This window comes from Acidovorax sp. LjRoot117, assembly GCF_964252695.1.
Taxonomy (GTDB): domain Bacteria; phylum Pseudomonadota; class Gammaproteobacteria; order Burkholderiales; family Burkholderiaceae_C; genus Acidovorax.
The window spans coordinates 164,407-189,171 of record NZ_CAXUPO020000007.1 but is presented as its reverse complement, the minus strand read 5'-3'; the positions used below and the strand labels follow the sequence as shown (position 1 = coordinate 189,171).

General features: G+C 64.6%; 25 protein-coding genes and 1 tRNA gene. 5 read left to right on the top strand and 21 right to left on the bottom strand.

The annotated features are described in order from the left end of the window. Window positions 1–19 precede the first annotated feature (19 nt). From ACSQ3D_RS18735 to ACSQ3D_RS18655, 17 genes are all read right to left on the bottom strand, one after another. Window positions 20–223 carry a hypothetical protein gene (locus tag ACSQ3D_RS18735; RefSeq protein ID WP_056419397.1) on the bottom strand — a complete coding sequence of 68 codons (204 nt, stop codon included), beginning with the start codon at window positions 221–223 and terminating at the stop codon, window positions 20–22. Window positions 224–350: 127 nt separating this feature from the next. Further along, entirely contained in the window at window positions 351–1,175 is an 825-nt protein-coding gene (gene hutG / locus ACSQ3D_RS18730) for an N-formylglutamate deformylase (RefSeq protein WP_436127887.1), read from the bottom strand. 165 nt (window positions 1,176–1,340) lie between these two features. Beyond that, a complete protein-coding gene (locus ACSQ3D_RS18725; protein ID WP_436127886.1) occupies window positions 1,341–2,741 on the bottom strand; it encodes a formimidoylglutamate deiminase in 1,401 nt (466 codons plus the stop codon). Next, complete coding sequence (gene hutI, locus ACSQ3D_RS18720; protein WP_436127885.1) at window positions 2,731–4,014, bottom strand: imidazolonepropionase; 1,284 nt, start codon at window positions 4,012–4,014, stop codon at window positions 2,731–2,733. Before hutI ends, ACSQ3D_RS18725 begins: the two co-directional genes overlap by 11 nt. Before the next feature lie 387 nt (window positions 4,015–4,401). After that, window positions 4,402–4,998 (bottom strand): HutD/Ves family protein, encoded by a 597-nt coding sequence (locus ACSQ3D_RS18715; protein WP_436127884.1) that lies wholly within the window; start codon window positions 4,996–4,998, stop codon window positions 4,402–4,404. A gap of 96 nt (window positions 4,999–5,094) precedes the next feature. Continuing rightward, window positions 5,095–6,831 carry a urocanate hydratase gene (hutU, locus tag ACSQ3D_RS18710; RefSeq protein WP_436127883.1) on the bottom strand — a complete coding sequence of 579 codons (1,737 nt, stop codon included), beginning with the start codon at window positions 6,829–6,831 and terminating at the stop codon, window positions 5,095–5,097. Between the two features lie 167 nt (window positions 6,832–6,998). Next, window positions 6,999–8,543, bottom strand: coding sequence for a histidine ammonia-lyase (gene hutH / locus ACSQ3D_RS18705; protein WP_436127882.1), 1,545 nt, complete (start codon window positions 8,541–8,543; stop codon window positions 6,999–7,001). Window positions 8,544–8,725: 182 nt separating this feature from the next. Continuing rightward, complete coding sequence (gene hutC, locus ACSQ3D_RS18700; protein WP_436127881.1) at window positions 8,726–9,544, bottom strand: histidine utilization repressor; 819 nt, start codon at window positions 9,542–9,544, stop codon at window positions 8,726–8,728. Between the two features lie 6 nt (window positions 9,545–9,550). After that, complete coding sequence (locus tag ACSQ3D_RS18695) at window positions 9,551–10,330, bottom strand: ABC transporter ATP-binding protein (protein WP_056419373.1); 780 nt, start codon at window positions 10,328–10,330, stop codon at window positions 9,551–9,553. Continuing rightward, entirely contained in the window at window positions 10,327–11,163 is an 837-nt protein-coding gene (locus tag ACSQ3D_RS18690) for an ABC transporter permease (RefSeq protein WP_056165358.1), read from the bottom strand. The genes ACSQ3D_RS18695 and ACSQ3D_RS18690 overlap by 4 nt, the downstream gene beginning before the upstream one ends. A gap of 136 nt (window positions 11,164–11,299) precedes the next feature. Further along, window positions 11,300–12,265 (bottom strand): ABC transporter substrate-binding protein, encoded by a 966-nt coding sequence (locus tag ACSQ3D_RS18685; protein WP_436127880.1) that lies wholly within the window; start codon window positions 12,263–12,265, stop codon window positions 11,300–11,302. Between the two features lie 511 nt (window positions 12,266–12,776). After that, window positions 12,777–14,189 (bottom strand): sensor histidine kinase, encoded by a 1,413-nt coding sequence (locus ACSQ3D_RS18680; RefSeq protein ID WP_436127879.1) that lies wholly within the window; start codon window positions 14,187–14,189, stop codon window positions 12,777–12,779. Beyond that, window positions 14,186–14,878 (bottom strand): response regulator transcription factor, encoded by a 693-nt coding sequence (locus ACSQ3D_RS18675; protein ID WP_436127878.1) that lies wholly within the window; start codon window positions 14,876–14,878, stop codon window positions 14,186–14,188. The genes ACSQ3D_RS18680 and ACSQ3D_RS18675 overlap by 4 nt, the downstream gene beginning before the upstream one ends. Window positions 14,879–14,887: 9 nt before the next feature. Next, window positions 14,888–15,382 carry a hypothetical protein gene (locus ACSQ3D_RS18670; protein WP_436127877.1) on the bottom strand — a complete coding sequence of 165 codons (495 nt, stop codon included), beginning with the start codon at window positions 15,380–15,382 and terminating at the stop codon, window positions 14,888–14,890. Between the two features lie 15 nt (window positions 15,383–15,397). After that, complete coding sequence (locus ACSQ3D_RS18665; RefSeq protein ID WP_436127876.1) at window positions 15,398–15,868, bottom strand: Spy/CpxP family protein refolding chaperone; 471 nt, start codon at window positions 15,866–15,868, stop codon at window positions 15,398–15,400. 456 nt (window positions 15,869–16,324) lie between these two features. Then, on the bottom strand, window positions 16,325–16,528 hold the full coding sequence (locus ACSQ3D_RS18660; protein WP_156370483.1) for a hypothetical protein: 204 nt from the start codon (window positions 16,526–16,528) through the stop codon (window positions 16,325–16,327). A 208-nt stretch (window positions 16,529–16,736) separates the two neighbouring features. Beyond that, complete coding sequence (locus ACSQ3D_RS18655) at window positions 16,737–17,048, bottom strand: hypothetical protein (protein WP_396505281.1); 312 nt, start codon at window positions 17,046–17,048, stop codon at window positions 16,737–16,739. Window positions 17,049–18,063: 1,015 nt separating this feature from the next. Here ACSQ3D_RS18655 and ACSQ3D_RS18650 point away from each other — a divergent pair. The 3 genes from ACSQ3D_RS18650 (at window position 18,064) to ACSQ3D_RS18640 (ending at window position 20,183) form a co-directional block, all read left to right on the top strand. Beyond that, window positions 18,064–18,279 carry a hypothetical protein gene (locus ACSQ3D_RS18650; protein WP_056419348.1) on the top strand — a complete coding sequence of 72 codons (216 nt, stop codon included), beginning with the start codon at window positions 18,064–18,066 and terminating at the stop codon, window positions 18,277–18,279. Between the two features lie 206 nt (window positions 18,280–18,485). Then, a complete protein-coding gene (locus ACSQ3D_RS18645; protein ID WP_436127875.1) occupies window positions 18,486–19,190 on the top strand; it encodes an alpha/beta hydrolase in 705 nt (234 codons plus the stop codon). A 920-nt stretch (window positions 19,191–20,110) separates the two neighbouring features. Beyond that, window positions 20,111–20,183 (top strand) — tRNA-Val (locus ACSQ3D_RS18640). A gap of 131 nt (window positions 20,184–20,314) precedes the next feature. Here ACSQ3D_RS18640 and ACSQ3D_RS18635 read toward each other — a convergent pair. Then, on the bottom strand, window positions 20,315–20,551 hold the full coding sequence (locus ACSQ3D_RS18635; protein WP_436127874.1) for a helix-turn-helix domain-containing protein: 237 nt from the start codon (window positions 20,549–20,551) through the stop codon (window positions 20,315–20,317). Window positions 20,552–20,867: 316 nt separating this feature from the next. Here ACSQ3D_RS18635 and ACSQ3D_RS18630 point away from each other — a divergent pair, with 316 nt between their 5' ends. Continuing rightward, on the top strand, window positions 20,868–21,428 hold the full coding sequence (locus ACSQ3D_RS18630) for a hypothetical protein (protein WP_310636253.1): 561 nt from the start codon (window positions 20,868–20,870) through the stop codon (window positions 21,426–21,428). A gap of 23 nt (window positions 21,429–21,451) precedes the next feature. Further along, the gene (locus tag ACSQ3D_RS18625; protein WP_310636252.1) at window positions 21,452–22,420 is read left to right on the top strand and encodes a hypothetical protein; all 969 of its coding nucleotides are present in this window, start codon (window positions 21,452–21,454) and stop codon (window positions 22,418–22,420) included. On the opposite strand, the gene ACSQ3D_RS18620 is transcribed toward ACSQ3D_RS18625, so the two are convergent. The 3 genes from ACSQ3D_RS18620 to ACSQ3D_RS18610 form a co-directional block, all read right to left on the bottom strand. After that, the gene (locus tag ACSQ3D_RS18620; RefSeq protein ID WP_310636251.1) at window positions 22,390–23,532 is read right to left on the bottom strand and encodes a hypothetical protein; all 1,143 of its coding nucleotides are present in this window, start codon (window positions 23,530–23,532) and stop codon (window positions 22,390–22,392) included. The two genes, ACSQ3D_RS18625 and ACSQ3D_RS18620, sit on opposite strands and share 31 nt — an antisense overlap. Before the next feature lie 334 nt (window positions 23,533–23,866). Continuing rightward, entirely contained in the window at window positions 23,867–24,124 is a 258-nt protein-coding gene (locus tag ACSQ3D_RS18615) for a hypothetical protein (protein WP_436127873.1), read from the bottom strand. A 307-nt stretch (window positions 24,125–24,431) separates the two neighbouring features. Next, window positions 24,432–24,704: a hypothetical protein gene (locus ACSQ3D_RS18610; protein WP_436127872.1), complete on the bottom strand. Its 273-nt coding sequence runs from the start codon at window positions 24,702–24,704 to the stop codon at window positions 24,432–24,434. Window positions 24,705–24,765: the final 61 nt, after the last annotated feature.

The window sequence follows — 24,765 nt, the reverse complement described above, 5'->3', positions numbered from 1 at the left end:
GTACGGCGCGTACATCACATCAATCGGGAACGCGGCTGAGCTGAAAGGCGCTGGGTGCCAGCCGCAAGGTGTCGGGATGCACCGGTGACTCGTGCCCCACCAGGTGCACCATGAGCCCGCCCCGTCGCACCACCACGTGGCTCACCGTCTCGCGGGTCGCGCCGATGTGGACGATCGCGCCGGGTTTGAACAAGGGCATGTAGTAGTAAGCCGCAGACTCCATCAGGATGCGGCTCCTTCCGCAGCGGTGGCCAGGTGGCGCACCGGACGGCCCAGGCCGGGCCGTTCAGCCCATACTAGCACCGATAGCCCTTGCGCAGGCCCAGTGCCAAGGTAAAGCTGGCCACGTTTCAGCGCCCTGCTTGACCCTGCGCAAACGCCAGCGCCGCCTGCAGCATGCGCTGCAGGTGCGGCTGCACGCCGGCCGCCACGTCGGACAGGTAGTCGAATGGCAGGGCCTCCTGCATGTAGCTGCACTGCGTCATCTCCAGTTGCACTGCGTGGATGTTGCGCTCGGGCTGGCCATAGTGCCGCGTGATGTGGCCGCCCTTGAAGCGGCCGTTGAGCACACCGGTGTAGCCCGTGGCGGCCTTGGCGATGTCCAGCAACTCGGCGGCCAGCGCCGGGTCACAGCTGGCGCCCTCGGCGGTGCCCAGGTTCAGGTCGGGCAGCTTGCCGTCGAAGAACCGCGGCAGCACCGAGCGGATGGAGTGGGCGTCCCACAGCACCGCCACGCCGTGTTGCGCACGAATGCGGTCGAGCTCGGCGCGCAGCTGCGCGTGGTACGGCGCCCAGACGGCATCGCGGCGCGCGGCGACTTCGGCGTCATCGGGCACGTCGCCATGCGCGTAGATGGGCGTGTCGTCGAAGGTGTCCACCGGGCACAGGCCCGTGACGCTCTGGCCGGGGTACAGGCTCGCGCCGTCCGGCGGACGGTTCAGGTCCACCACGTAGCGCGAGTGCGTGGCCACCAGGATGGACGCGCCCATGTCTTTAGCGAAGGCGTACAGGCGCTCCATGTGCCAGTCGGTGTCGGGCACCTGGCGGGCTTCGTCGGTAAAACGCGCGGCCAGTTCGGGCGGCACGTAGGTGCCTGCGTGGGGCATGGAGACCAGCAGGGGCTGGGTGCCTTGGTGGAACAGGAAGGGTGGCGGTGGGGTGGTGGTGGTGGTCATGGTGTGGAGTGCGGTGGTTGCGGTGAGGTCGATAAGTGTTGTGGCGAGCACCCTGGCTTCGACAAGCTCAGCCCGAACGGTGGGGGGAGAGATGCCGAACGTGACTACCCTGGCTTCGACAGGCTCAGCCCGAACGGCCTGAAATCATCGACAGTGCATCCCATCTCAGGCGTCCGTTGCAATGGTGGCGGACCGGGCCGCCACAAACGCGTGAGCCGCGGCTTCATGCAGCGCATGGCGACCTTGCGCGACGCGCTGCACGCCCGCCACCCACAGGCTGTCGATGGCCGAGGTGCGGTGGCTACCGAACACGTGCGCCGAGAGCATGCTGTGCGCGGGCAGGTCGCGCAGCGCCACGTGCTGTACGTCCAGTACCACCAGGTCGGCCTGCTGGCCTGCCACCAATCCTGCAACGGCGCGGCCCGCGGCCTGCGCACCGCCGGCCACGGCCTGCAGGGTCATGGCCGTGGCCACCTCGGCCTGGGTGCTGCTGGCCAGCACGTTGCGCTGGCGGCGCGACAGGCGCTGGCCGTACTCCAGCATCAGCAGCTCTTCGGCCGCGTTCACGCACGCATGGCTGTCCGATCCGACGCCCCAGCGGCCGCCGTGTTTCAGCCACAGTGGCATGTCGAAGATTCCATCGCCCAGGTTGGCTTCGGTGGTGGGGCAGATGCCGGCCACGGCGCCGGTGCGAGCGGCGGCGGCGTATTCGTCCTGCGTCATGTGCGTGGCGTGCACCAGGCACCAGCGTGCGTCCACCGTGGCGTGGTCGAGCAGCCACTGCACCGGGCGCTGGCCGCTCCAGGCGATGCAGTCGTCCACCTCCTGCATCTGCTCGGCGATGTGGATGTGGATGGGCGCATGCGGGTTCAAGGCGGTGAGGCCCTGCACGGCGGCACGCAGGCTGTCGGGTGGCACGGCGCGCAGCGAGTGCGGCGCCAGGCCCAGACCAGCCCCTTGCGCTTGCGCAGCGGGCGCCAGGCGCTCCAACAATGAGAGCATGCTGTCGGTGCTGCGGATGAACCGGGCCTGGTCGGCCCGCGGCGGCTTGGCGCCAAAGCCGCTGGTCTGGTACAGCACCGGCAGCAGCGTGATGCCGATGCCCGTGTGGGCTGCGGCGCGCAGCAGGGCCAGCGACATTTCGGCATCGGTGGCATACGGCGTGCCGTCCTGGTTGTGGTGCACATAGTGAAACTCGCACACCGAGGTGTAGCCGGCCTCCAGCATCTCCACGTACAGCCAGGTGGCGATGGCCTCCAGCGACTCGGGCGTGATGCGTGCGGCAAAGCGGTACATCAGGTTGCGCCAGCTCCAGAAGCTGTCCTGGCTTTCGCCGCGGTACTCCGTGAGGCCTGCGAACGCGCGCTGGAACGCGTGCGAATGCAGGTTGGGCATGCCCGGGACCACCGGGCCCGCAGCCACCGGCGCGCCCGCGGGCGCTGCAGCATCGGCGGCGATGTGGGTGAAGCGCCCTGCCCCATCCCACTGCAACAGCACGTTGCGCGCCCAGCCGGTGGGCAGCAGCGCGTCGGCGGCGAAAAGGCTGTGCAGTGCGTCAAGCGCCATGGAGTGCCTCCTGATGCGTGTGGATGCCCAGGCCGTCGGCCGCCACGCGCCCCTGCCGCACGATGGTGCAGGCGGGCTTGTGCCCGTACCAGTAGGCCAGTTCGGCCGCGTCGCCCAGCGGCCACAGCACGAAGTGGGCGGGTCGGCCCGCGGCGATGAGGCCGTGCGTGTCCTGCAGGCCCAGCGCGCGGGCGGCATGCGTGGTGATGCCGGCCAGGGCCTCGGGCACCGTCAGGCGAAACAGTGTGCACGCCATGTTGGCCATGAGCAGCAGGCTGAGCGCGGGGGATGTGCCGGGGTTGTGGTCGGTGGACACGGCCATGGGCACGCCGGCTTCGCGCAGCTGCGCGATGGGCGGCAGGTGCGTGTCGCGCAGCGTGTAGTAGGCGCCGGGCAGCAGCACGGCCACGGTGCCAGCGGCCCTCATGGCCGCGATGCCGTCTTGCGACAGGTGCTCGATGTGGTCGCACGACAGCGCACCGTAGCGCGCCGCCAGGGCCGCGCCGCCCATGTCGGAGAGTTGCTCGGCATGCAGCTTGACAGGAATGCCGAGCTTTTGCGCTGCCTGGAAGACCTGCTCCGTTTCGGCCAGCGTGAAGGCGATGCGTTCGCAGAACACGTCCACCGCATCGACCAGGCCTTCGGCCGCGAGCGCGGGCAGCATCTCATTGCAGACCAGGTCGGTGTAGTCCTGGCTGCGGCCGGCGTATTCGGGCGGCAGCGCATGCGCGCCGAGGAAGGTGGTGCGCACCGTGACGCCGAAGGCTGCGCCCAGGCGGCGGGCCACGCGCAGTTGCTTGCGCTCGTGCTGCAGCGCCAGGCCGTAGCCGGACTTGATCTCGATGGCGCAGACGCCTTCGTCGAGCAGGGCCTGCAGGCGGGGAGCTGCGAGGGCAAAGAGTTCGTCCTCGGACGCCTCGCGCGTGGCCTTGACGGACGACACGATGCCGCCGCCGGCCTGGGCCACTTCTTCGTACGTGGCGCCCGCCAGCCGCATGGCGAATTCGTTGGCCCGCTGGCCGCCATAGACGAGGTGGGTGTGGCAATCCACCAGGCCGGGCGTGGCCAGGGCGCCGCGGGCATCGTGGCGGGGGAGGTCTGCGTAGGTGGCGGGCAGCGCAGATGCGGGGCCGACCCAGCGCACCGTGCCGCCTTGCACCACCACGCAGGCCGGCGCTCCGGGCGGCAGCGGTGCATCGAATACGGTGAGTTCGGGCACCGGGCGCAGGTGGTGCCAGATGCCGTCGGCGCTGGGGGGTATGGGCTGGGTCATGCTTACTATGTTTTTGATAGCTGGTAGCGCTTGACTGACAAGCGGCAGGGGCTGATTTGAATCAATTTTGGGGACTGTGCGGGGTCCTGGATGGCTGGTCGTTGGCAGGTGGGCCGGGAAGAGGACGTATGTTGCGGGCAGCATGCCTGTTCGCCCCCTCTCCCCAGCCCTCTCCCGCGGGGGGAGAGGGAGTGAATACCGGCGCATGCTCGCGCGCTGCCCGGCGTTCTGGCTCCCTCGCCCCTTGCGGGAGAGGGAGTGAATACCGGTGCATGCTCGCGCGCTGCTCGGCGTTCTGGCCCCCCTCGCCCCTTGCGGGAGAGGGGCTGGGGGAGAGGGGCTGGGGGAGAGGGGGCCGTACCGCAGGCACGGTGCCTGACTCACCCGTCACCCCCGCACTCCTCCACCCAAGGAAGGATTGCCCCCGCCAACGTCTTCGAGCGCTATCCAGGCCAGAACCGGCTCCGGGCCGTCATCAAGCACAGGCTCTACGCCCCTGCCCTGCCCCCCAGTCCACCAAAAGCCCTGCCCCGCCTGCAGCACGCGCGGACCTTGCCAGCGGCCCTGCAGCACCATGCACAACCCAGCCGTTGCAGGCGGCGGTGGCGCTTCACGCAGCACCTGCAAAGAGCCGCTCCACACGCCCCTGCGCAGCATCAGGTTGAAGTCCTTGGACGTGCCCCCCAGCATGGCTCCGTCCACGGCGTCATCGCCAGAAAAGGCGAACGGCTGCCAGCGCTGGTCCAGCGACTGCTCCCAGCCAGGGCTGCGCAGGTGCAGGCCGTCCCCGCCCAGCAGCATGATCTGGCGGTCGATGCCCGGGAAGACCGAAAACGGCCCGGGCCGGTCGACCGTGGCCAGGCTCACGCGCCACTCGAAGCTGTTCATGTCCGCGCCGGGCGGCCAGCAGGCCAGCTCTTGCGTGCTGCCGCCGCCGTTCTTCCACGGGGTGCTGGGAATGGTTGCGAGGTCAAAGAAGTTCATGGGAAGAGATTGTGGAGGTGGTGGTTGCCGATGGACCTTGGCTTCGACAGGCTCAGCCCGAACGGACGGGGGCCTGCACGGCCCCCGCACATTCCCTCACTTCACCATCGGCAGCTTCAGCCCCTGCTTCCTGGCCGTCTCCACCGCCAGTTCATAGCCCGCATCGGCATGGCGCATCACGCCGCTGCCGCAGTCGTTGACCAGCACGCGCGCCAGGCGCTCGGCTGCGGCGTCGGTGCCGTCGGCCACGATGACCATGCCCGAGTGCTGCGAGTAGCCCATGCCCACGCCGCCGCCGTGGTGCAGGCTGACCCAGGTGGCGCCACCCGAGGTGTTGAGCAGCGCGTTGAGCAGCGGCCAGTCACTCACGGCATCGGTGCCGTCCTTCATGGCTTCGGTCTCGCGGTTGGGGCTGGCTACGCTGCCCGTGTCCAGATGATCGCGGCCGATGACGATGGGGGCCTTCAGCTCACCGCTCTTGACCATCTCGTTGAAGGCCAGGCCCGCGATGTGGCGCTCGCCCAGGCCCAGCCAGCAGATGCGTGCGGGCAGGCCCTGGAAGGCGATGCGCTCGCCCGCCATGTCGAGCCAGCGGTGCACATGCTTGTTCTCGGGGAACAGCTCCTTGATCTTGGCGTCGGTCTTGCGGATGTCCTCGGGGTCGCCCGACAGCGCCACCCAGCGGAACGGGCCCTTGCCTTCGCAGAACAGGGGGCGGATGTAGGCAGGTACGAAACCGGGGAAGTCGAACGCGTTGGCCACGCCTTCGTCGAAAGCCACCTGGCGGATGTTGTTGCCGTAGTCCACCGTGGGGATGCCCATCGACTGGAAGTCGAGCATGGCCTGCACATGCACGGCGCACGAGCGGGCTGCGGCCTGCTTCAGCGCCTCGTGCTGGGTCACGTCCTGCTGCGCGGCGCGCCAATGATCCACCGTCCAGCCCGCGGGCAGATAGCCGTTGACCAGGTCGTGGGCGGAGGTCTGGTCGGTGACCAGGTCGGGCTTCAAGCCGCCGGCCTGGGCACGTTTGACCAGCTCGGGCAGCACGTCGGCCGCGTTGCCCAGCAGGGCGATGGAGATGGCCTCCTTGGCCGCCGTGTGCTGCTGGATGAGCTCGAACGCATGGTCGATGTCACGCGCCTGCTTGTCCACGTAGCGTGTGCGCAGGCGAAAGTCGATGCTGCTTTGCTGGCACTCGATGTTGAGCGACACCGCGCCTGCGAACGTGGCCGCCAGCGGCTGCGCGCCGCCCATGCCGCCCAGGCCCGCGGTCAAAATCCACTTGCCTTCGAGCGAGCCGCCGTAGTGCTTGCGGCCGGCCTCGGCAAAGGTCTCGTAAGTGCCCTGCACGATGCCTTGCGTGCCGATGTAGATCCAGCTGCCGGCGGTCATCTGGCCGTACATGAACAGCCCCTTCTGGTCCAGCTCGCTGAAGTGCTCCCAGTTGGCCCACTTAGGGACCAGGTTGGAATTGGCCAGCAGCACGCGGGGCGCGTTGGCGTGGGTCTTGAACACGCCCACGGGCTTGCCGGACTGGATGAGCAGGGTTTCGTCGTCGTTCAGCTCCTTGAGCGAGGCGAGGATCTGGTCATAGCACTCCCAGTTGCGCGCGGCGCGGCCGATGCCGCCGTACACCACCAGATCCTGCGGGCGCTCGGCCACTTCGGAGTCCAGGTTGTTCTGGATCATGCGGTAGGCCGCTTCGGTGAGCCAGCTCTTGCAGGTGAGCTGGTTGCCGCGCGGCGCGCGGATCACGCGGCTGGCGTCGTGGCGCGGGTCGGTGCTGGGGGTGGAGGAAGCTGCGGCAGCGATGATGGCGTCGTTGGCGTTCATGGTGGGCTCCTGGGTGAATGTGATGCAGGTTGATCGATGTGGAGGTGGATGCGGAAGCGGTCACCGACCCCGTTCGCCCTGAGCTGGTCGCTGGGCCTGTACAGGCAGGGCCCTGGCTTCGACAGGCTCAGCCCGAACGGTGTGGGGGGTGGGTCCGCGCATGGGATTCAGGCGAAGCTGGGCAGGCACTGCGTGAGCGCTGCGGGCCAGGCGGAATGCTGGGCCCACTCGCGCATGGCTTCGATGTCGGTGGCCAGGTAGCGGTCCTGCTCCAGGTACGCCACGCGCTGGCGGATGGCGGCGAACTGGTCTTCCACCAGAGGCGATGACTTCAAGGCACGGTCGAACTCCATGCCCTGGGCAGCGGCCATGGCCTCGATGCCCACCATCACCGCCGCATTGCGCACCATGTCGCCCAGGCGCCGCGCGCCGTAGGTGGCCATGGAGACGTGGTCTTCCTGGTTGGCCGATGTGGGCAGGCTGGTCACGCTGCTGGGGTTGGCCAGGCACTGGTTCTCGGCCGCCAGCGCGGCGGCGGTGACCTGCGCGATCATGAAGCCCGAGTTCACGCCGCTGTCCTGGATCAGGAAGGCCGGCAGGCCCGAGAGGCCCGGGTCGAGCAGCAGCGACAGGCGGCGCTCGGAGATGGCACCGATCTCGGCCACGGCCAGCGCGATGATGTCCGCCACGAAGGCCACCGGCTCGGCGTGGAAGTTGCCGCCGGAGATCACGTCCCCGTTGTCGAACACCAGGGGGTTGTCGGAAGCCGCATTTGCCTCGATGGTCAGCACGCGCGCGGCGTGGTGCAGGTTGTCCAGGCACGCGCCCATCACCTGGGGCACGCAACGGATGGAGTACGGGTCCTGCACGCGGCCGCAGTTCGGGTGCGAGGTGTCGATGGCGCTGCCGTCCAGCAAGGCGCGCACGGCGGCCGCCACGGCGATCTGCCCGGCCTGGCCGCGCGCTTCGTGGATGCGTGCGTCAAACGGCTTGACCGAGCCCTTGATGGCTTCGAGCGACAGGCAGCCCGCCACCAGCGCGGCCGCGAACACGCTCTCTGCGCCGAACAGACCGGCCAGCGCGAGCGAGGTGGACACCTGCGTGCCGTTGAGCAGCGCCAGCCCTTCCTTGGGGCCCAGCACGAACGGCGCCAGGCCGATGGAGCGCATGGCGTCAGCCCCCGACACCACCGTGCCGTTGACCTTGGCCTGCCCTTCGCCGATCAGCACGCAGGCCAGGTGCGCCAGCGGCGCCAGGTCGCCCGACGCGCCCACCGAGCCCTTGGCCGGGATCACGGGCAGCACGTTGGCATTGGCCATGGCCAGCAGCGCATCCACGATCTCGGGCCGGATGCCGGAGAGCCCGCGCGCCAGGCTGATGGCCTTGGTCGCGAGGATGAGGCGCACCACATCGTCGGCCAGCGCATCGCCCGTGCCCACGCTGTGCGACAGCACCAGATTGCGCTGCAGTTCGGCCAGGCGCTCGTGGGCGATCTTGGTGCTGGCGAGCTTGCCGAAGCCGGTGTTGATGCCATAGACCACCTGGTCTTCGTCCACGATGCGCTGCACCGTGGCCAGCGATGCCTGCATGAGTGCGCGTGCGGACGGGTCGAGCGACAGCTGCACGGGCGCAGCGTAAATGCTGCGCAGCGCGGCCAGGGATACGTGGCCAGGGTGCAGGGTGATGGAGGCCGAAGCGGTTGTTTTTGTCATTGGGGTCATCCTGTATATACAAGTAGGTACAAGCGAAAAATCAGTCAGTCAACGCTGGTCGGTCACTCAGCCCGTTCGCTCTGAGCTTGTCGAAGGGCTGCGGTGTTCGCGCCCTGGCTTCGACAGGCTCAGCCCGAACGGGTTGGGGGTGCGTGGGCTGGGGAGGAACATCGGCATCTCGTTCACCCTGCGACGGGATTGCCGTCCGCCCGAAATCGGCTGCCCAGGCGGTAGCGGGTGGCGGGGTGCAGGCAGCGCACCACGGTGATCGGCACGCCGCGCGACCAGGTGCGGCGGGTGAGCAGCAGGCAGGGCTCTTGCGGCGACATCTCAAGCAGCGTGGCCTGCTCTGCAGTGGGCATGACGGCGTCGACCACGTGCTCGATCTGGTCGAACGGCACGTTGCGCACCAGGTATTCGGAGGGCTGCAGCAGCGTGAAGTCCTGCGCGGCGAACTGGGGCACCTGGCGGGGGTTCACGTGGCGGTCTTCCAGTTGCACGGGCACGCCGTCTTCGCGGTGGATGCACAGCGAATGGAACACCGACTCGCCCGTGCGCAGGTCGAGCGCAGCGGCCACTTCGAGCGTGGCCGAGATGCGCTCCACTGCCAGCACGTCGCAGCGGTAGTCGTGCCCGCGCTGGCGGATCTCGCCGGCGAGGTTGGCGATCTGCAGCAGCGTGGACTGGGGCTTGTCTTCGGCCACGAAGCTGCCCACGCCGGCCACGCGCACGATGCGGCCCTGCTCCACCAGTTCGCGCAGCGCGCGGTTCACCGTCATGCGCGAGATGCCGAACTGGGTGACCAGCTCGTTCTCGGACGGCAGGCGGTCGCCCGCGCGCCAGATGCCTTCCTGGATCTTGCGCGAGATGTGGTCCTTGACCTGCTCGTACAGCGCCATGGCCTGCGCGGGCGCAGCGACGGCCACGACCGCCTTGGCTGCGGCGGCATGGGGCCCGTTGCGCGGAGTTTCTGCGGGACGGCGGGAAGGACGGGCGCTCATAAAGCCTTAATGCAGGTCCGCTGCCATGGACTCGGCGCGGATCTCTTCCGTCAGCCGCGCCTTCAGGTCCATGAACTCGGGGCTGGTCTTGATCGTGTAGTGGCGCGGGTGCGGCAGGTCCACCGCCAGCTCGGTCTTGATGCGGCCGGGCCGCGCGCTGAACACGGCCACGCGGTTGGCCATGAAGATGGCCTCGTCGATGTCGTGGGTGACAAACAGCACGGTCTTGCGCTCGGCCTCCCAGATGCCCAACAGGAGCTCCTGCATGAGCACGCGGGTCTGGTTGTCGAGCGCGCCGAAGGGCTCGTCCATCAACAGGATCTTGGGGTCGTTGGCCAGCGCGCGCGCAATGGCGGTGCGCTGCTGCATGCCGCCCGACAGCTGCTTGGGAAAGTGCTGCTCGAAGCCGCGCAGCCCCACCTTGGCGATGAAGTACGCGGCGCGCTCTTTCTGCTGCGATTCGGGCATGCCGCGCTCGCGCAGGCCGAAGCGGATGTTCTGCTCGATGGTGAGCCAGGGGAACAGCGTGTAGCTCTGGAACACCATGCCGCGCTCGGGCCCGGGGCCTTCGACCGGTGCGCCATCGAGCAGCACGCGGCCGCTGGTGGCGTGGTCCAGCCCTGCCACGATGCGCAGCAGCGTGGACTTGCCGCAGCCCGACGGGCCGAGGATGGTGACGAAGTCGTTGTCCTTGACCTCGAAGTCGACCGGCTGCAGCGCCTGTGTGCGCTGGCCCTTGGCGGTCTCGAAGACGCGCGAAACGGCTTGTATGGAAACGCGGCTCATCGCACAAAACTCCAGGCAAACAGACGGTGGTTGAGCGCCTTGAAGGCGAAGTCGGACACCAGCCCGATGAGGCCGATGATGATGATGCCGAAGATGATCTGGCCGGTGTTGAGCAGCGACTGGCTGTCGGTGATCATGTGGCCGATGCCGCTCGACGACCCGATCAGCTCGGCCACGATAACGTAGGTCCAGGCCCAGCCCAGCACCAGGCGCAGGGTCTCGGCGATCTCGGGCGCGGCGCCCGGGATCAGCACCCGCGTGACGATGCCTTTGTGGCCCGCGCCCAGCGTGTACGCAGCCTCCACCAGGTCGCGCCGCGCGCCACCCACGGTGACGGCCACCATGAGCGTGATCTGAAAGACCGAGCCGATGAAGATGACGAGGATCTTCTGCGTCTCGCCAATGCCGGCCCACAGGATGAGCAGCGGAATGAAGGCCGACGCGGGCAGGTAGCGGCAGAACGAGACGAAGGGCTCGAAGAACGCCTCGATGCCCTTGTATGCGCCCATCGCGATACCCAGCGGCACGGCGATGACGGCGGCCAGGATGAAGCCGCCGAACACGCGCCACACCGTCATGCCGATGTCCTTGTGAAAGCCGTACTCGCTGAACAACAGCCAGCCTTCCTTGGCCATGGTAACAGGGCTGGCCAGGAAGGTGGGCGACACGAAGCCGCCCAGCGTGAAGAACGCCCACACCAGCACGAACAACACAAAAAAACCGAAGCCCAGCAGCCAGCGGGCGCGGGCACTCACAGGCTCCAGCGGAGCGAGCGAACGCCGGCGCACAGGGGCTTGGGGCTCGGTGGCGGACAGGGGTTGCACAGCAGACATGGCGCAGTTTTTCTAGGGTGTGGAGTGGCCAAGACAACTCAGCGAAGCGGCTCTGGCTAGGCGCAGCCTCGCAGGCAGTACGTTAGTACGACAAGAGGTTGCAACGACGCCAGAGGAGTTGTGTTGGCCGCGCCTGTTACTTGATGAAGCTCGCGTCGAACGTGACCGCCAGATCCTCATTCGCCTTGCGGATGATGCCGGCCTCCAGCAGGATGGCCGTGGCGTCCTTCATGAAAGTCTGCAGCTCGCCAGCAAAGAACTTCTGGTTGGCCGCCTTGTCCTGCCAGCGCAGGAAGGACGACGACTTGGCGAACTGCTCGCCCGTCTGCTTGACGGCCGCGCCCATGATCTCGTTGGACTTGGTGGGGTCGGCCTTGATCATGTCGAGCGCCTGGAAGTACGAATTGGCCAGGGCCTGCGCGGCCTTGCCGTTGGCCTTGAGCCAGGTGGGGTCGCAACCCACGGTGTCCATCACCATCGGGTAGTCGAGCGTGGTGGCCAAAATCTTGCCCGACGCAGGGTTGTCGCGCACGGTCGACAGATAAGGCTCGTACGTCATGGCAGCGTCGTTCTGCCCTGCCACGAAGGCCTGCGCAGCCGCCTGGGGCGACAGCGTGGTGGTCTTCACGTCCTTGAGGCTCATGCCGTTCTTGCTGAGCATCCAGGCCAGGCCAAAGTACGGGGCGGTGCCGGGCGCATCCACGCCGATGGTCTTGCCCTTCAGGTCTGCAAAGCCCTTGATGTCGCCGCGCACCGCGATGCCGTCGGCGCCGTAGGACTTGTCCATCTGGAAGATCTGCACGATGGGCACGCCGTTGGCGTTCCAGGCCACATGCGTCTCGACCGTGGTGGCAGCGCACTGGATGGACTTGGACGCCAGGGCCAGGTGGCGGTCCTTCTGCGGGATCATCTTGATCTCCACATCGAGGCCGTTCTTCTTGAAGATGCCCGCCTTGTCAGCCAGGGTGAGCGGCGCAAAGCCCGTCCAGCCGGACATGCCCAGCACAATCTTGGTCTCTTGCGCCTGGGCCGGTGCGGCCACCGCCATCACGCAAGCCGCGGCTGCCGCCAGCGACGTCCATTTCACAACCGATCGAGTCATCATCTGCTCCTGTTTGAAGAAAGTACCTTTGCCCACTCCGGCCGGGTCGCACCCGCTTGCAGCCGCCATGATGACAGCCCGAGCATACCTGTATATACAGGGTAAACGCTAGAGGCGTGACCCATTTGAGAGCGGGGTCACCTGCATCAGCAAGAACGGGGCCAAGGCGGGGGTGGAGAACATCGCAGAACGCCCCCAACGCGAACTTGCTACACATTCGATAGCTATCCAGGCCGACCCATCAAGCGGTAGGCAGGTATTCTTCAGAAGCTTTTCAAAACACTGAATTTGCGCAAAGGCATCCGGGACGGTGCGGCGTGTGCGCGGCGCGCACCAACGCCGTGCAAAGCCCACGCCGTTGCCCCGGGAGGCCGGCCCCCGAAGGCAGCTACGGCGCCCCGCGCCGCGGCGAACTGCGCACGTGCCCAGACCCAAGCCGGTTCGCACGCGCCTTGCGCCGAGTTCGTTAACCACGGTGTGCCGCAGCTGCGGCGGGCTGGCGATTCAGGCGTCAACCCACGACTGGCAGCCGCACGGTCACCGACAGGCCGGGCTCCGCGTTGCGCATCTGCAGCGTGCCGCCATGCGCCTGCGCCACCAGGCGGCACAGGTACAACCCCAGCCCCACGCCGCCGGTGGTGCGCTGGCGCGCGGTGTCGGGCCGGTAAAAGGCCTGGGCCAGATGCGGCAGGTGTTCGGGCGGCACGCCCGGCCCGTGGTCGCGCACCTCGATCTCCACCGCGGCATCCACCCGCCGCAGGTACAGCTCGGGCGGAGGCGCTGCAGGGTCGCTGTGCCGCAGGCTGTTGTCCAGCAGGTTGCGCAGCAGCAGCCGCAGGCGGGATCGGTCGAGCGACAGCGTTTGCAGGGCCTCTTCCTGCCCGCCAGCATGCAGCACGATCGACGCTGCAGTGGCGTGGCGCCTGCCCAGCTCGCCGATCACTTCGCGCGCCAGGGCGGGCAGGTCGGTGGGTTCGCGGTGCAGCGCGGCGTGGCGGCCGGCCAGGCGTTCGCTCTCCAGCAGGTCGGTGATGAGACCGGCCATCTCGCCCAGGTCGCGCATCAGCGCCAGGCGCTGGGTCTGCACCTCGGGGCTTTCGGGCAGCAGTTCGGTGTTCAGGCGGGCCCGGGTGAGCGGGCTGCGCAGCTCGTGGCTCATCGCCAGCAGCAGGGCGCGCTTGGCCTCCAGCATCTGGTGGATGTCGTCGCCCATGGTGTTGATGGTGGCGGCCAGCTGCCCCAGTTCATCGGGCCGGTGGGCGTGCCGCACGGGGATGGCCTGCGCGAAGTTGCCCTCGCCAAAACGCTGGGCGCCCATGCGGATGTCGTCCAGCGGCCGCAGCAGGTGGCGCACGTACACATACGCCAGCGCGGTGAGCAGCAGCAGCACGGTGAGCGTGCCCCACGCGATGCGCGGGCGCTTGTCCCACGAAAGCGCGTTGAGCCCGAATTCGATGCTGTGCCCGTCGGCCGTGATGCGCTGCAAGAGCCGCCGGCCCTGGTCGTCGCTGCCGTGGCCGTTCCAGTGGTCCTCGCGCTGGAACTTGTCGCTCATCCAGTCGGGGCGCGGCTGGTCCGGGTGGGACTCCCAGTGCACCACCGGCCCGTCGATGCGCAGCGTGATGGGCAGGCGCTTGGCAATGGCCTGCGCGCGCTCGATGCTGGGCGGGTTGCCGATCTCGGCGGTCAGGCGGTCCACGTAGTCCATCAGCAAGGGGCGCGCAGCCTCGCGCCAGCCGACCGACACGGCCTTTTGCACGCCGCCCATGAAGGCGATGGCCACCGTCACGGCCAATGCCATGAACACCAGCACCAGCCGGATGCGCAGCGAGTACCCCACCGCCCGGCTTGCGCGGCGGTGCCAGGGGCAGTCGTGCTCCACGCCGGGGATGTCTTCTGCCCTCAGCCGTCGCCGCCACCTCATGGCGCGGCTGCCCGCCGCAGGGCCAGGGAGTAGCCGGCGTTGCGCAGCGTCTTGATGCAGTCGAGCGGCTCCAGCTTTTTGCGCAGGCGGCTGACCACGATGTCGACCGCGCGGGTGTACAGCTCGGCCTCGTGCCCGCGCAGCTGGTTCAGGATGTCGTCGCGGCTGAAGACCTTGCCGGCATCGCGCGCCAGCAGGTGCAGCAGGTCGAACTCCGTGCCGGTCAGCTCGATGGGGGTGCCCTGGCGCAGCACGCTGCGGCGCGCCGCATCGATCACCAGGCCCTCGAACTCGAGCACGCCCGTGTCGCCGCCGCCCTGCCCCGGCGCGCGGCGGCGGCGCAGCACGGTCTGCAGGCGGGCCACGAGTTCGCGCGGCTCGAAGGGCTTGGGCAGGTAGTCGTCCGCCCCCAGCTCCAGCCCGACGACGCGGTCCATCACCTCGCCCCGGGCCGTGAGCATCACCACGGGCAGGTCGCCCTGCTTGCGGATGGTGCGGCACAGCTCGAAGCCATCCATTTCGGGCAGCATGACATCGAGGATGGCAGCATCAAAGCCGCCCGCCGCAAGGCGTGCCAGTCCGTCGCTGGGACGCAGCGCATGGGTCAGCTCCAGCTCGAACCGCTGAAAATACACGGTCAGCGGAGGCCCGAGCTGTTCGTCGTCGTCGATGAGGAGGATGCGGTGCATGCGCGATTCTTACATTGGCAGGGTGCGTCCAGCCAGGGGCTGGTGGCCGCTGGGCGCAATGCTCCAGGGGTGCCCCGCTTCCTCGGCCATGCCCCAATCCTGGCGCTCCTGTCCGCGCACAGCGATCGCAGGCTGGCCGGTAGGCGTTGCGTGGTGGCCCTGCCAGCCGGCAACCGCCTCATCGCCGTAGCGGTCGTCGGCCTGTGTTTCCTGCGGCACTGCGCTCAATGCGCGGTGCCGGCGGATGAGGTCACGCAAGCGCCGCTGCACGGGGATGTGCAGGGCATCGAAGGCATCCGCCGCGGCCAGCAAGGCAGGCAGTGCGTGGGCAGCGCCCGCCGGTTGGCGCGCCACCAGGCCCAGCGCGTGTTCGCGGTCAAACCGGGGGCCCCACACCAGGGACATCAGTTCGTCGTGCGGCTCGGGCATGCCCGCCAGCAGCGCGGGGCCATGCTCACGCAGCTGCCCTGCGAGTTGATGGATGGGTTGCAGCAGTGGAGACATGTCGATGCCCCTGCCTCAGCCGCGGGCCATCCAACCCTTGCGCCGCTGCATCAGCTCGCGCACTTTCTGCTGCTGGTCGGCGTTCAGGCTGTCATAGAAGTCTGCCAGCGCCGTGATCACCTCGGGGCTGTTGGCCTGCACTGCGCGGGTCTTCTCGTCCATCAGCGCCTGGGCGCGGGTGCGGTCGAACTTGTCGCCCGCCATGATGGCCTGCACCTCTGCACGCGGTTCGGCCGTCTTGCCGATGAAGGCGGTGCGCTGCGCTTCGAGCTTGTCCGCCAAGACATTCAGCTTCTGTTTTTGTGGATCGGTCAGATCGAGCTTGCTGCTCACGCGCTCCACCACCTTGCCGCGCATCTCGGCCATCTTTTCAGGCGTCATGGCCCCCTGGCGGTAGTGGTGGCCGCTGGAGCAAGCGGTGAGCCCACCCACCATGATCGAAGCGCCGAACAATCCCACCAGGGTTTTCTTGATCCAGGGTTTCATGATGCAGTCCTTTCACGGACGGTGTTGAACATGACCCTGATGGTGCCGCGCAGGCAGGCCGAGGTGGTCTCGGCGCAGTTTCGGTTTATTTCGCTTTGTATCGCCCGTGGCCTGCAGGCGGTGGCATGGGCGACGCGAGGGTTCAGCTACCGCATCACGGCGGTCAGAACGATCAGCCTCTGTGCGAGGCTGTGGGCTTGGTCGCGCATTTGTGTCAGAGGCACAGCGCCTACGGTGCAGCCCTCATACCAGAGATGAAAACCCGTGACACCCGCGAGCCCCGCCCCGGCTGCGTGTGCCGCAATGGCCTGCTCCACACTGGTGTGCACACTGGGCTCACCGATCAACTCCTGGCCCCTGAATATGCGCGCCTGGTAGTGGGAGGCGCCGTGCCCTCGAATGTGAAGAGTGGGAACCAAGGCGAGTGCGCCCTGAAGGCGGATGAAACAGGGCTGGCTAGCCCATTGCCTGCGTTTGGCGACAGCCCAGGTCGGAGAACTGCAATTCACGCTCGACGCCGTGGCCGTCGCCATAGAGCGATCGCAGGTCGTCCGTTTGTTGACGCTGCTCAACCCGGTCTGAAGGCTGGCCCATCTGAAACGACGGCAGCTCAGGCCAAGCTTCCAGATGGTGGGACGAAGAAAAAGCAGAGAACGACATGATGAAATCCTCGCAACGAATTTGGAAGGGTTGCGCAATGCACTTGGATTGCGCTTGGTGAAAGTCATTGGCGCATCGGGCCATGCGCGGCGATGTCAGAACGTCATGCGGCAGGTTGTAGGAATATGCCTACGATCACCGGCCAGTACCTGTACGACTCCACCTCGCCCCTGGTACATGACGCCTCCGCTGTCAAGGCGCCATGCGTTCAAGCGGCCTTTGCCAGTTCTGGCGCCTCGATTCCCAACGCATCGCCCTCGCCCGCCAGCAACCCTATGCAGTCCAGCGCCGTGGGCGGGTCGCACGGCTCGGCGTACACGCGCACAGCGATGTCTTCAGCTGCCGGCGAAAAGTAGAGCCAGAGGTTGTCGTTTTCCTTGTCGTAGCAAGAAAACAGCGCGCGGCCAGAACCCGGACGGCACATCAGGAACTTGGACATGAACATCTGCTGGATGCGCAAGGTGGGTTCGAATGCCTGGTCGTCGTTTCCGAGGGCCAATTTGTGCCAACTGCTGCTCATAGGTGCCTTTCGCCTGGCCATGCCAGTGTTACGGATGACCCATGGTAGAGACAGCCCCCTCGTGCACACCATTCTTGTGCAGCGCATCAATTTGTAGGACAGATGCTCCGTGCCGACCACCGCGTCCCAGTCGCAGGCCTGCTGCAACCACTAGTCGAAGGACGCTTCCAGATCGCGTTGGGAGGGGTTGCGGCGGGACATTCGCATCCTTGCGCCATGGGCCCGGAGCGTGGCGCAACCGAGTCCCGTGACATACAGAACCTGGGCTTTTTGGCAGGGTGAATCCACGGGTGGAAGCTGCACCTCCACCATTCCTGCAGCATGCAGGACACGCAGTTTGTCGATGTTGACAACGTCCCACTCGACCAGTGGGAGCGCGTCGCGCTCGAGTTCTCTCAAATACTCCATTGGCATGGCGGCCTCCGGCGTGAACGAGTATCGATTTTGCGGCGCTGCAAAAGCAGCTTCAAGAATTGATACACGTCGCTACAAGATAGCCGTCAAACAGGCTGCTCTCCAATGGCGGAGCTGCGCCGATGGCGTGCAGCGTCTGTTGCCTAAACCCACACTCACTGAACAGCCATTGGCGGTTTGTGTCAGCAACATACCGGAAATTGCCTTTTGCGTAGGATGAGTCTGACATCGTCGCAAGCAGAAAAGGCAGTCACAAGAATCATTCGCATTCGTAGGATTGGCGTTTTCCCCGAGGAGATGCAATGCCCATCCTGGTGATATTTTTCGGCGTGCAAGTGGTGGCGGTTGCATTGGCAGCCGCCATCGCCGGTCTGTAGAGATCCCGAAACATCAGCGGCGTCACTGTTGGCGGCGCTTGACGGTCAGTGCTGAGCGAATGTGAGCACCACCCACCTTTCGCGTGCGCAGTGGCACATATCACGGCCCCCACGTCAGCCTGGCCGCGACACTGGTAAACGATGAGCCCTGGGCGTGACAAACGGGCGCATGCTCCATCAGGCTATCACCCTGGATTTCGCAACGCTGGCCTTACAGGATTGCCATGGGTATCACTGTCACCCTCGCCAGGAACATATCGGACAAGGACTTCCAGGAGGTCGAAGCCCTCGTCCGGCATCTTCAGGCCACCGACTACAACTTTGACGGCCGCGCCATATGGGTGGAGCGTGGCGCGGTCACCGATGTCCACGATCCGCAAGACGCTTTGCGTGCCGCACTTCTGGAGCTGATGGTCAACGGCATTCTGAGCGAGGCTTAGCGTGCGCAACAGGTACTCCCACGCTTGCGTGCCAGAATGCCTCTCTACAGGGAGAGACACACATGCACCAGGGATCATTCCAACCCGCGCGGCGCGCTGCACTGGCCGCGGCACTGGCAGGCGCCTTGAGCGCATGTGGCGGCGGGGGCTCATCCGGCCCCGACGCTCCGCCGCCCGAAACAGCGGGACAAGTCGTCAACTCTTCCATGAAGTCCGCATCGACCGGCAGCACCTATTCCATTCAGGTGTTCATCCCTGCAGGCTACGCGGGCGGCACCGCGGCACTGCCGGTGATCTACGCCACGGAGGGTGATGCGCCTTATGGCGGGGTCGCGCCGGGGAGCGGTGGGCCCAATCGGTCGCGATTCGATACCTTCAAGGAAGTGATGCAGCGCCGGGGCACGCAGGCAATCCTGGTCGGCATTGGCGGTACTGCGTGGCGCACTACAGACTTCCTTCAGCCCGGGGCATCCAGATACCTCGACTTCATCGTGAAGGAACTCGCGCCCGCCATCGAAAGCCAGTACCGCGCAGACCCCAAGCGCCGCGCGCTGTCCGGGCTGTCACACGGCGGTTACTTTGTGGTGGCCGCCCTGGTGCTGGAGGCACAGGCCGGCCGCCCGCCCAGCTTTTCGCACTACCTTTCCACGGAGTGCAGCGTGGGTGAATACTCCAGCCCCGCCGGCGTGCTGGGATTTGAAAAGACGATAGAGGGCAAGCCGCTCCCCACCACATTGTTCATTGCCGGTGCCAGCAATGGAAACCATCCGCTGATTGGCATCCCCCTGTACAACCAGATGTCCGCGCAGAGCCTGCCCGGTCTGGCGCTGCTCAAGGCCGAATACAACACTTCGCACGTGGGTGCCGATGTTCCGGCGTTCGAAGAGGCGTTGAAACGCTTTTTTCCTTGAATGATGCTGTGGCAGGAGGCGGCCAAGGCTTTATCGCGAAGTGCGTTCAGCACAGTGTGATCCGAGGTGGTGGCGACCCCGTCCTCGTTGAGGCGGTTGCAACTAAAAAACAGCGCCGCTGACACAACGCTGGAGCGGCCGCACGCGACGCGGCGAGGCTACCTACGCCGATCGTGCCAAGCAGTTTTGTCGATAGGCAAAGAAAAACCGCCACAGCCTGGGTTCTCCAGAGTGTGGCGGTGTCTTGTATGGTGGAGCTGGCGGGAGCAAAGTCCCGAGTGTTCCCCTACCTAAAAAACCATTGTTTTCAACGACTTAGAGCTACGCTACAAAACTCCACTACGTTTGGCACGTCGAGAGCGTTGAAAAGTGTGCCCCCCAAGTGTATCCCACGGTGTGCCCCTGGGGCGGGGCCAGGGTGGCGGACTTCGGTTCAATTCCGCATTTCTCCATTGAACGCGAACAAGTCTTAGGAAGACGCGAGTGTTCTGGCTAAGACAGTGCTAGCGTTGTTGAGTGCAAGTCGAGCTTCTTCAAGATGCATTGCCTCTTGTCTTGTGCCCGACTCATGCTGCCGCGCCTTGGCCAGTTCTCGTTGCGCTGCTTCGATGTAGGCATCGACATGGTTAAGTAAGAGAGATGTTTCTTTGTTCATCCCCTCAACGTGCCTGATGCGCTCAGGAATCACAAGTGCCGGACGCTTGGAGTCGACACATATGGTCGTCCAGCGACAGATCCACATGCCGCTATTTGAGCCGTGCAAGTTGGGGCCACTTGCGGACGCCGGTTCAAATCCGCACACAGGAGCCCTGCGGATGCAGTCCAGTCAGCTTGCAGGGTTCCTTAGAAGCGCATAGAATAATTCACAGATAGACGCTTTGGACGGCCAAGTCAGCCTGTTAGCCACTGCCGAATCTTGTGCCACCATCTGCTAATGGACAAGCTGCGTCACTGACTATGGCGAGAATGAGGGTTCAATTCCTTCTGGTGGCACTCTTCAATAAGGCAGGTACAGTTCTTCGGGGCTGGATAGTCAATCCCTAGACCAGTGGGGGCTTGCCGAATAGATTGGTCTTTTAGAAAGCCACCTCCCAAGGTGGCTTTTTATTTTTCGAAGCGCGAAGTCAAGCATCGCTAGGAGGCTCTCGACCTGGCGCATCCAACGACTTGAAGAATTCGGACGGCTGCATATCCAGAGCCTTGATGACTCTGTCAATGTTGACCATCGCAATGTTGCGCTCCCCTCGCTCCACGCCGCCCATGTAGCTGCGGTCGATACCGCACTCGTCCGCGAATGCTTCTTGGGACCAACCACGAGCTTTGCGGAAGTGCCGCACTGCGCCCCCGAAAGCCAGCAGCACCGGTGAGCGTTCTTCTTTTGGTGGAGGTACACGAGCCATCGCTCGATGTTTTTCTCATACGGACCAAAACACCACGGTCCATGAGTACACCGTGCAAAAGTTCACGGTCCATAAGTACCAACTTGAGCTACGATTCCGTCCACGAGCGGCACAGTGCCGCCACCAACCGAGGAGGAAACAATCCATGAAACGAGCCCTGGCAATACTGGCCGCAGCCCTTGTGCTGTCCGCCTGTTCTACGTCCACCACTCCCACAGCCGCGCATTCCGCGCCCTGGGATGTCTCCGGCCACATGGCCGACTGATGAGGCGACCCCATGCGCAAAATGACCATCTTCAAAATAGCCGCCGCCGTGCTGTTCGCCCTGTGGCTCTTCTTCGGCGACGGCAAGACCTCGCACCGCTTCGTGGTGCTGGTGGCCGTCGTCGTCGGCTACCAAGTCTTCTCCCGCGTCAAGGCTCAGCACGCCATTCAGGAGGGCGCGCGGCTTGGAATGATTGAGCTAATGCAGCAGCACGGCTTCACGCCCGAGCACCAGCACTTCCATTCGAGCGGCAACCAGGTCTCGGGCGTTGCCATCCGCGCTGACGACCCCCGCATCGTCCTGGCGTCCGCTGGTGTGCCTGCAAGGCTCTTTCATCGCAGCGACGTTCTCGGGCTTGCGTCCGAGAAGGGCAAAGAGAAAGAGGCGCAGTTCAAGTTGCTTTCCATGACCGGAGCGGGCGACAAGCAGGTCAACAAGGACGTGTTCGTGGTGGACGTGTCCGTCAAGGACTTGAACACCCCGCGCTACAAGCTGTACTTCCAAGACGTGGAGCACATGCGCCAGTGGGAAAACCGTCTCGCCGCATGGCTGGACATGCACGCCACGGCGTAAGCCAGTGCACCCCGTAGCACGTCATGAAAATCCAAGACTTTGTTCGCGACCATGTGTCGCCGGTCAACACGGTGATTTTTTCGTCGGTGACCGTCGCCGGCATCCTCGACTTCCTGGCGCCTCGCGCGCCGTTCCTGGCCTGGGTCAGCTACGCGCTGGCGGGCTTGGTCATCCTGGCCATGGTGCTGGAAGTGCGCGCCCTGCGCACGGGCACCAATGGCAATGCCTGGTATGTGCGTACTCTGGCGCGGCTGCGGCAGCCTCCTGGCCCGCTGTGGAAGTCCCCGGCCTGGCAGGTCTTCGGCATCGTTGTCGTCATCGCGCTGGTGCTTGGGCAAGCCTCCAAGGCCCGTGCAGACAGCGGCGGGCTCATCGCCAGCGCGGCGCCCAGCGTGCGCAACGTGCAGGCGCTATTGCTGGGCGTGCAGCAGGACACCCAGCACATACGCGCGACCATGGACAACATGGCGCCCAAGGTCGATGCCATCCAGGCGTCGGTGGGCACCATGGAGGCCATGCTCAAAGAGCCGCGCGACTACTTGGGAGAGGGAGACTATCCCTACCTGCAAAAGCTCGTCGCATCGGGCAAGAAGCTGCCGCAGGACCAATGGATGCTGCTGCTGGGCTTGAACCAGAAGCGCCCAGACCGCTTTGAGCTGCTGCGCCTGTACATGGACCAAGGCCTCGATGTTCGCCAGCCGGTGCCGGTCCTGTCCAACGTGGTGCTGGGTTCGCGCATCAACGACCTGCCGACACTGCGCAACTTGGACAAGCTGGACGCATGGGCCAGGAAGCGCACGCAGTTGCCGAGTATCGGGCTTGCGTTTGTGTGTGAGCGGATGGACCTGCTGGCGTACGCGCACATCGCCGATGACAAGCCGCTGGCGGAGTGGCTCATTAAAGAGGGCCTGAACCCTCAGCATGAGTACCCGTGCACGTACATCGACAAGCCGATGACGAGTCAGAATGTGCAGGCGCTGCTAGCTCCTTGATTGGTGGGAGGCGGCGCCGCTAGCTGGTCGAAGTAGTCATCCGTCCAATCCCAGAAGGACGGCGGGGCACTGTTCGGCGTGCGCCGGTCACGCGCCCTCGCCTCTCTGCATAGTGCCTCCACCATTTGCAGCACCTTCGCGGCCTCACCGTCTCGGGCCGCGCGCAGAATCATGGCCAAGCCTGGGCGCGGGGAGTCGGGGCGTGTCGCGGTCAGGTGGTTGCGCATCGGATACGTAATGCGCACCGGCTCGGGCGCGTCAGCGGAGAGACTTTCCCTCTCCGCATGCCGCTCCTCATCCTCCCAAGCCGTGCAGGTGGGGATACCCAGCTTCTTGGCAATGTCGCCAGCGTGGAAACGGCTACGGCCTTGCAACGCTTCGATGGCGCGCAACCATTCGGCCGATGCCTTGGCATCGCCACGGGCCGCGCGGTCAAGCAACTGCCCCAGCAGCAGGCCTTTTTTGCGCGCTTTCTTGGTGTCGTGGTTGGACATTTCGTGAGCCAATTCCTGTTTGGCGAGGTAGTCCGCCATGGCGTTCAGTTTCAGGTCAAAGCCGTGGTCATTGCACCTGCCGCCCACCTGCGCCACGGCCTTTTCCCACTCGGCGCGGGCAAAGGCTTCGAAGGCGGTCAAATCTGCCCCTAGAAGGTGGGTTAGAAGGACGTGGAAGTGCCCATGGATACCATGGACACCTACCGGGGCTTCCAAGCTTTTCAGCCTACCCATGCAGCCGATTGCCTTGTAGCGCCTAGACATGTTCTTGTCGAAGAGCTTGAAGGCAGCGTGCAGGAGGTCTATAGAATCCTTCCAGTTGCCGTCGTAGCTATGGGCCATAGTGAAGGTCATCATCGCAGCCCCCAAGCCATGGGCTTCCAATGCCGGAATTAAGGCAGCACGAATCCATGAACGGGCCTGTGAGACTCGGGCGCGGGCGCACTGGTCACAGGTCCAGACGTTGCCGCATTTGAAGTGGCCATGGAGCTTCGTACCGTCTGGGCCAACCTCGATTTCCGCGTGCGTGGCGTCGAATCCGAAGGCGCGCCAACGACCGCAGCCGATAACCGATGAACCCCGGAGATTCTCGCCGTTCTTATGGTAGTAGCCGGCCATTAGCCGCGAGGCGATTGAAACGCGGATGTACGACCTATTAGGACTCGATTTTGATGGTGTTTTCTGGTCAAGCGACATCGCCGGCTTTCGCGCCGACTTGTTTACTTGACAATGAACGATGAATTAGTATCATGGACTTGTTCCCTGTACTGCATTTCCCGGCTAAAAGAAGGTGCAGTAAAAAAGGCCCGCCCTGTGCGGGCCTTTTTCTTTGTCCAATCAACTTATCAATTGATAGCGGTTCGGGTCAAGTGATGACCGGGAGAACCGCACTCCTGATATCAGTTTGAAGCCATGTGTCGGAGTATGCCTATTCTTCCCAAGGATGGCCCCGTCAGGGTGCCAGGGCGGCAATCTGTTCCTCCCAGGCAGCAATGTCCAACTCGGTCTCTTCGATATCGGTAACGATGAGGGAGCGGGCCTGCCTCATCTCGGAGAGGTATTCGGAGTCGAAGTCCTCTGCCTCGATTTCGGCGTCGCTTCGCCAAAGAGCGGCTTGCAAGTCCACCAGACATTGGCGGGATATCTTCAAGTTGAACTGCAGCTTTTCGAGCGGAGAGCGTGGGTCGATGTATGGGGTTGATTTAGTCATCAAACCAAGCTACTCGGCCACTCATCGAAGTCAAGTAAACCGGGGGTTTACATGCCGAAGCACCAAACGCAGGTCGTCGCCTTACTTTTTTGATGCCACTCCACCGTGGATTTTTCCCATCGCTTCAAGGTGTTCATACCACCGCCTAAGGTTGACCATGCCCCACTCCCTGATGTTTGATAGAACTCCAAAGGGGTCACTAATGCGAAAAATTCTAGGGAAAATAAAAAGCACATGGAAATCCATGTGCTTCTGGGAGCGAGCGTTTTACGCGATGACAACCTATTTCATACTCTTTATACTTAATTTACCGTGGAAATACTGAAGAATTTGACTTCTGCTGATTCTCCAATTCTTGCTTGGTATCGAACCAAAAATAGACATTTGACAGCACAGCAACAAGACCTGCACCCCAAAAAAACTTCTTCCACAATTCTTGCGATGGAGAATAATGCTCCAAGAAAGCCTTATAGAACAAAAATCCTACGCCACCAATACAAACAAACAGCCATACTTTGTAATTACCAATAAACGTAAACAGCAAAGTCAAGAATCCAATAGTGCTTTGAACGGTATTCAATTTTATACATCCACGCAAGTTTTTTTAAATTACCCAGAGGCATCGTTGGTTGTAAAACTCA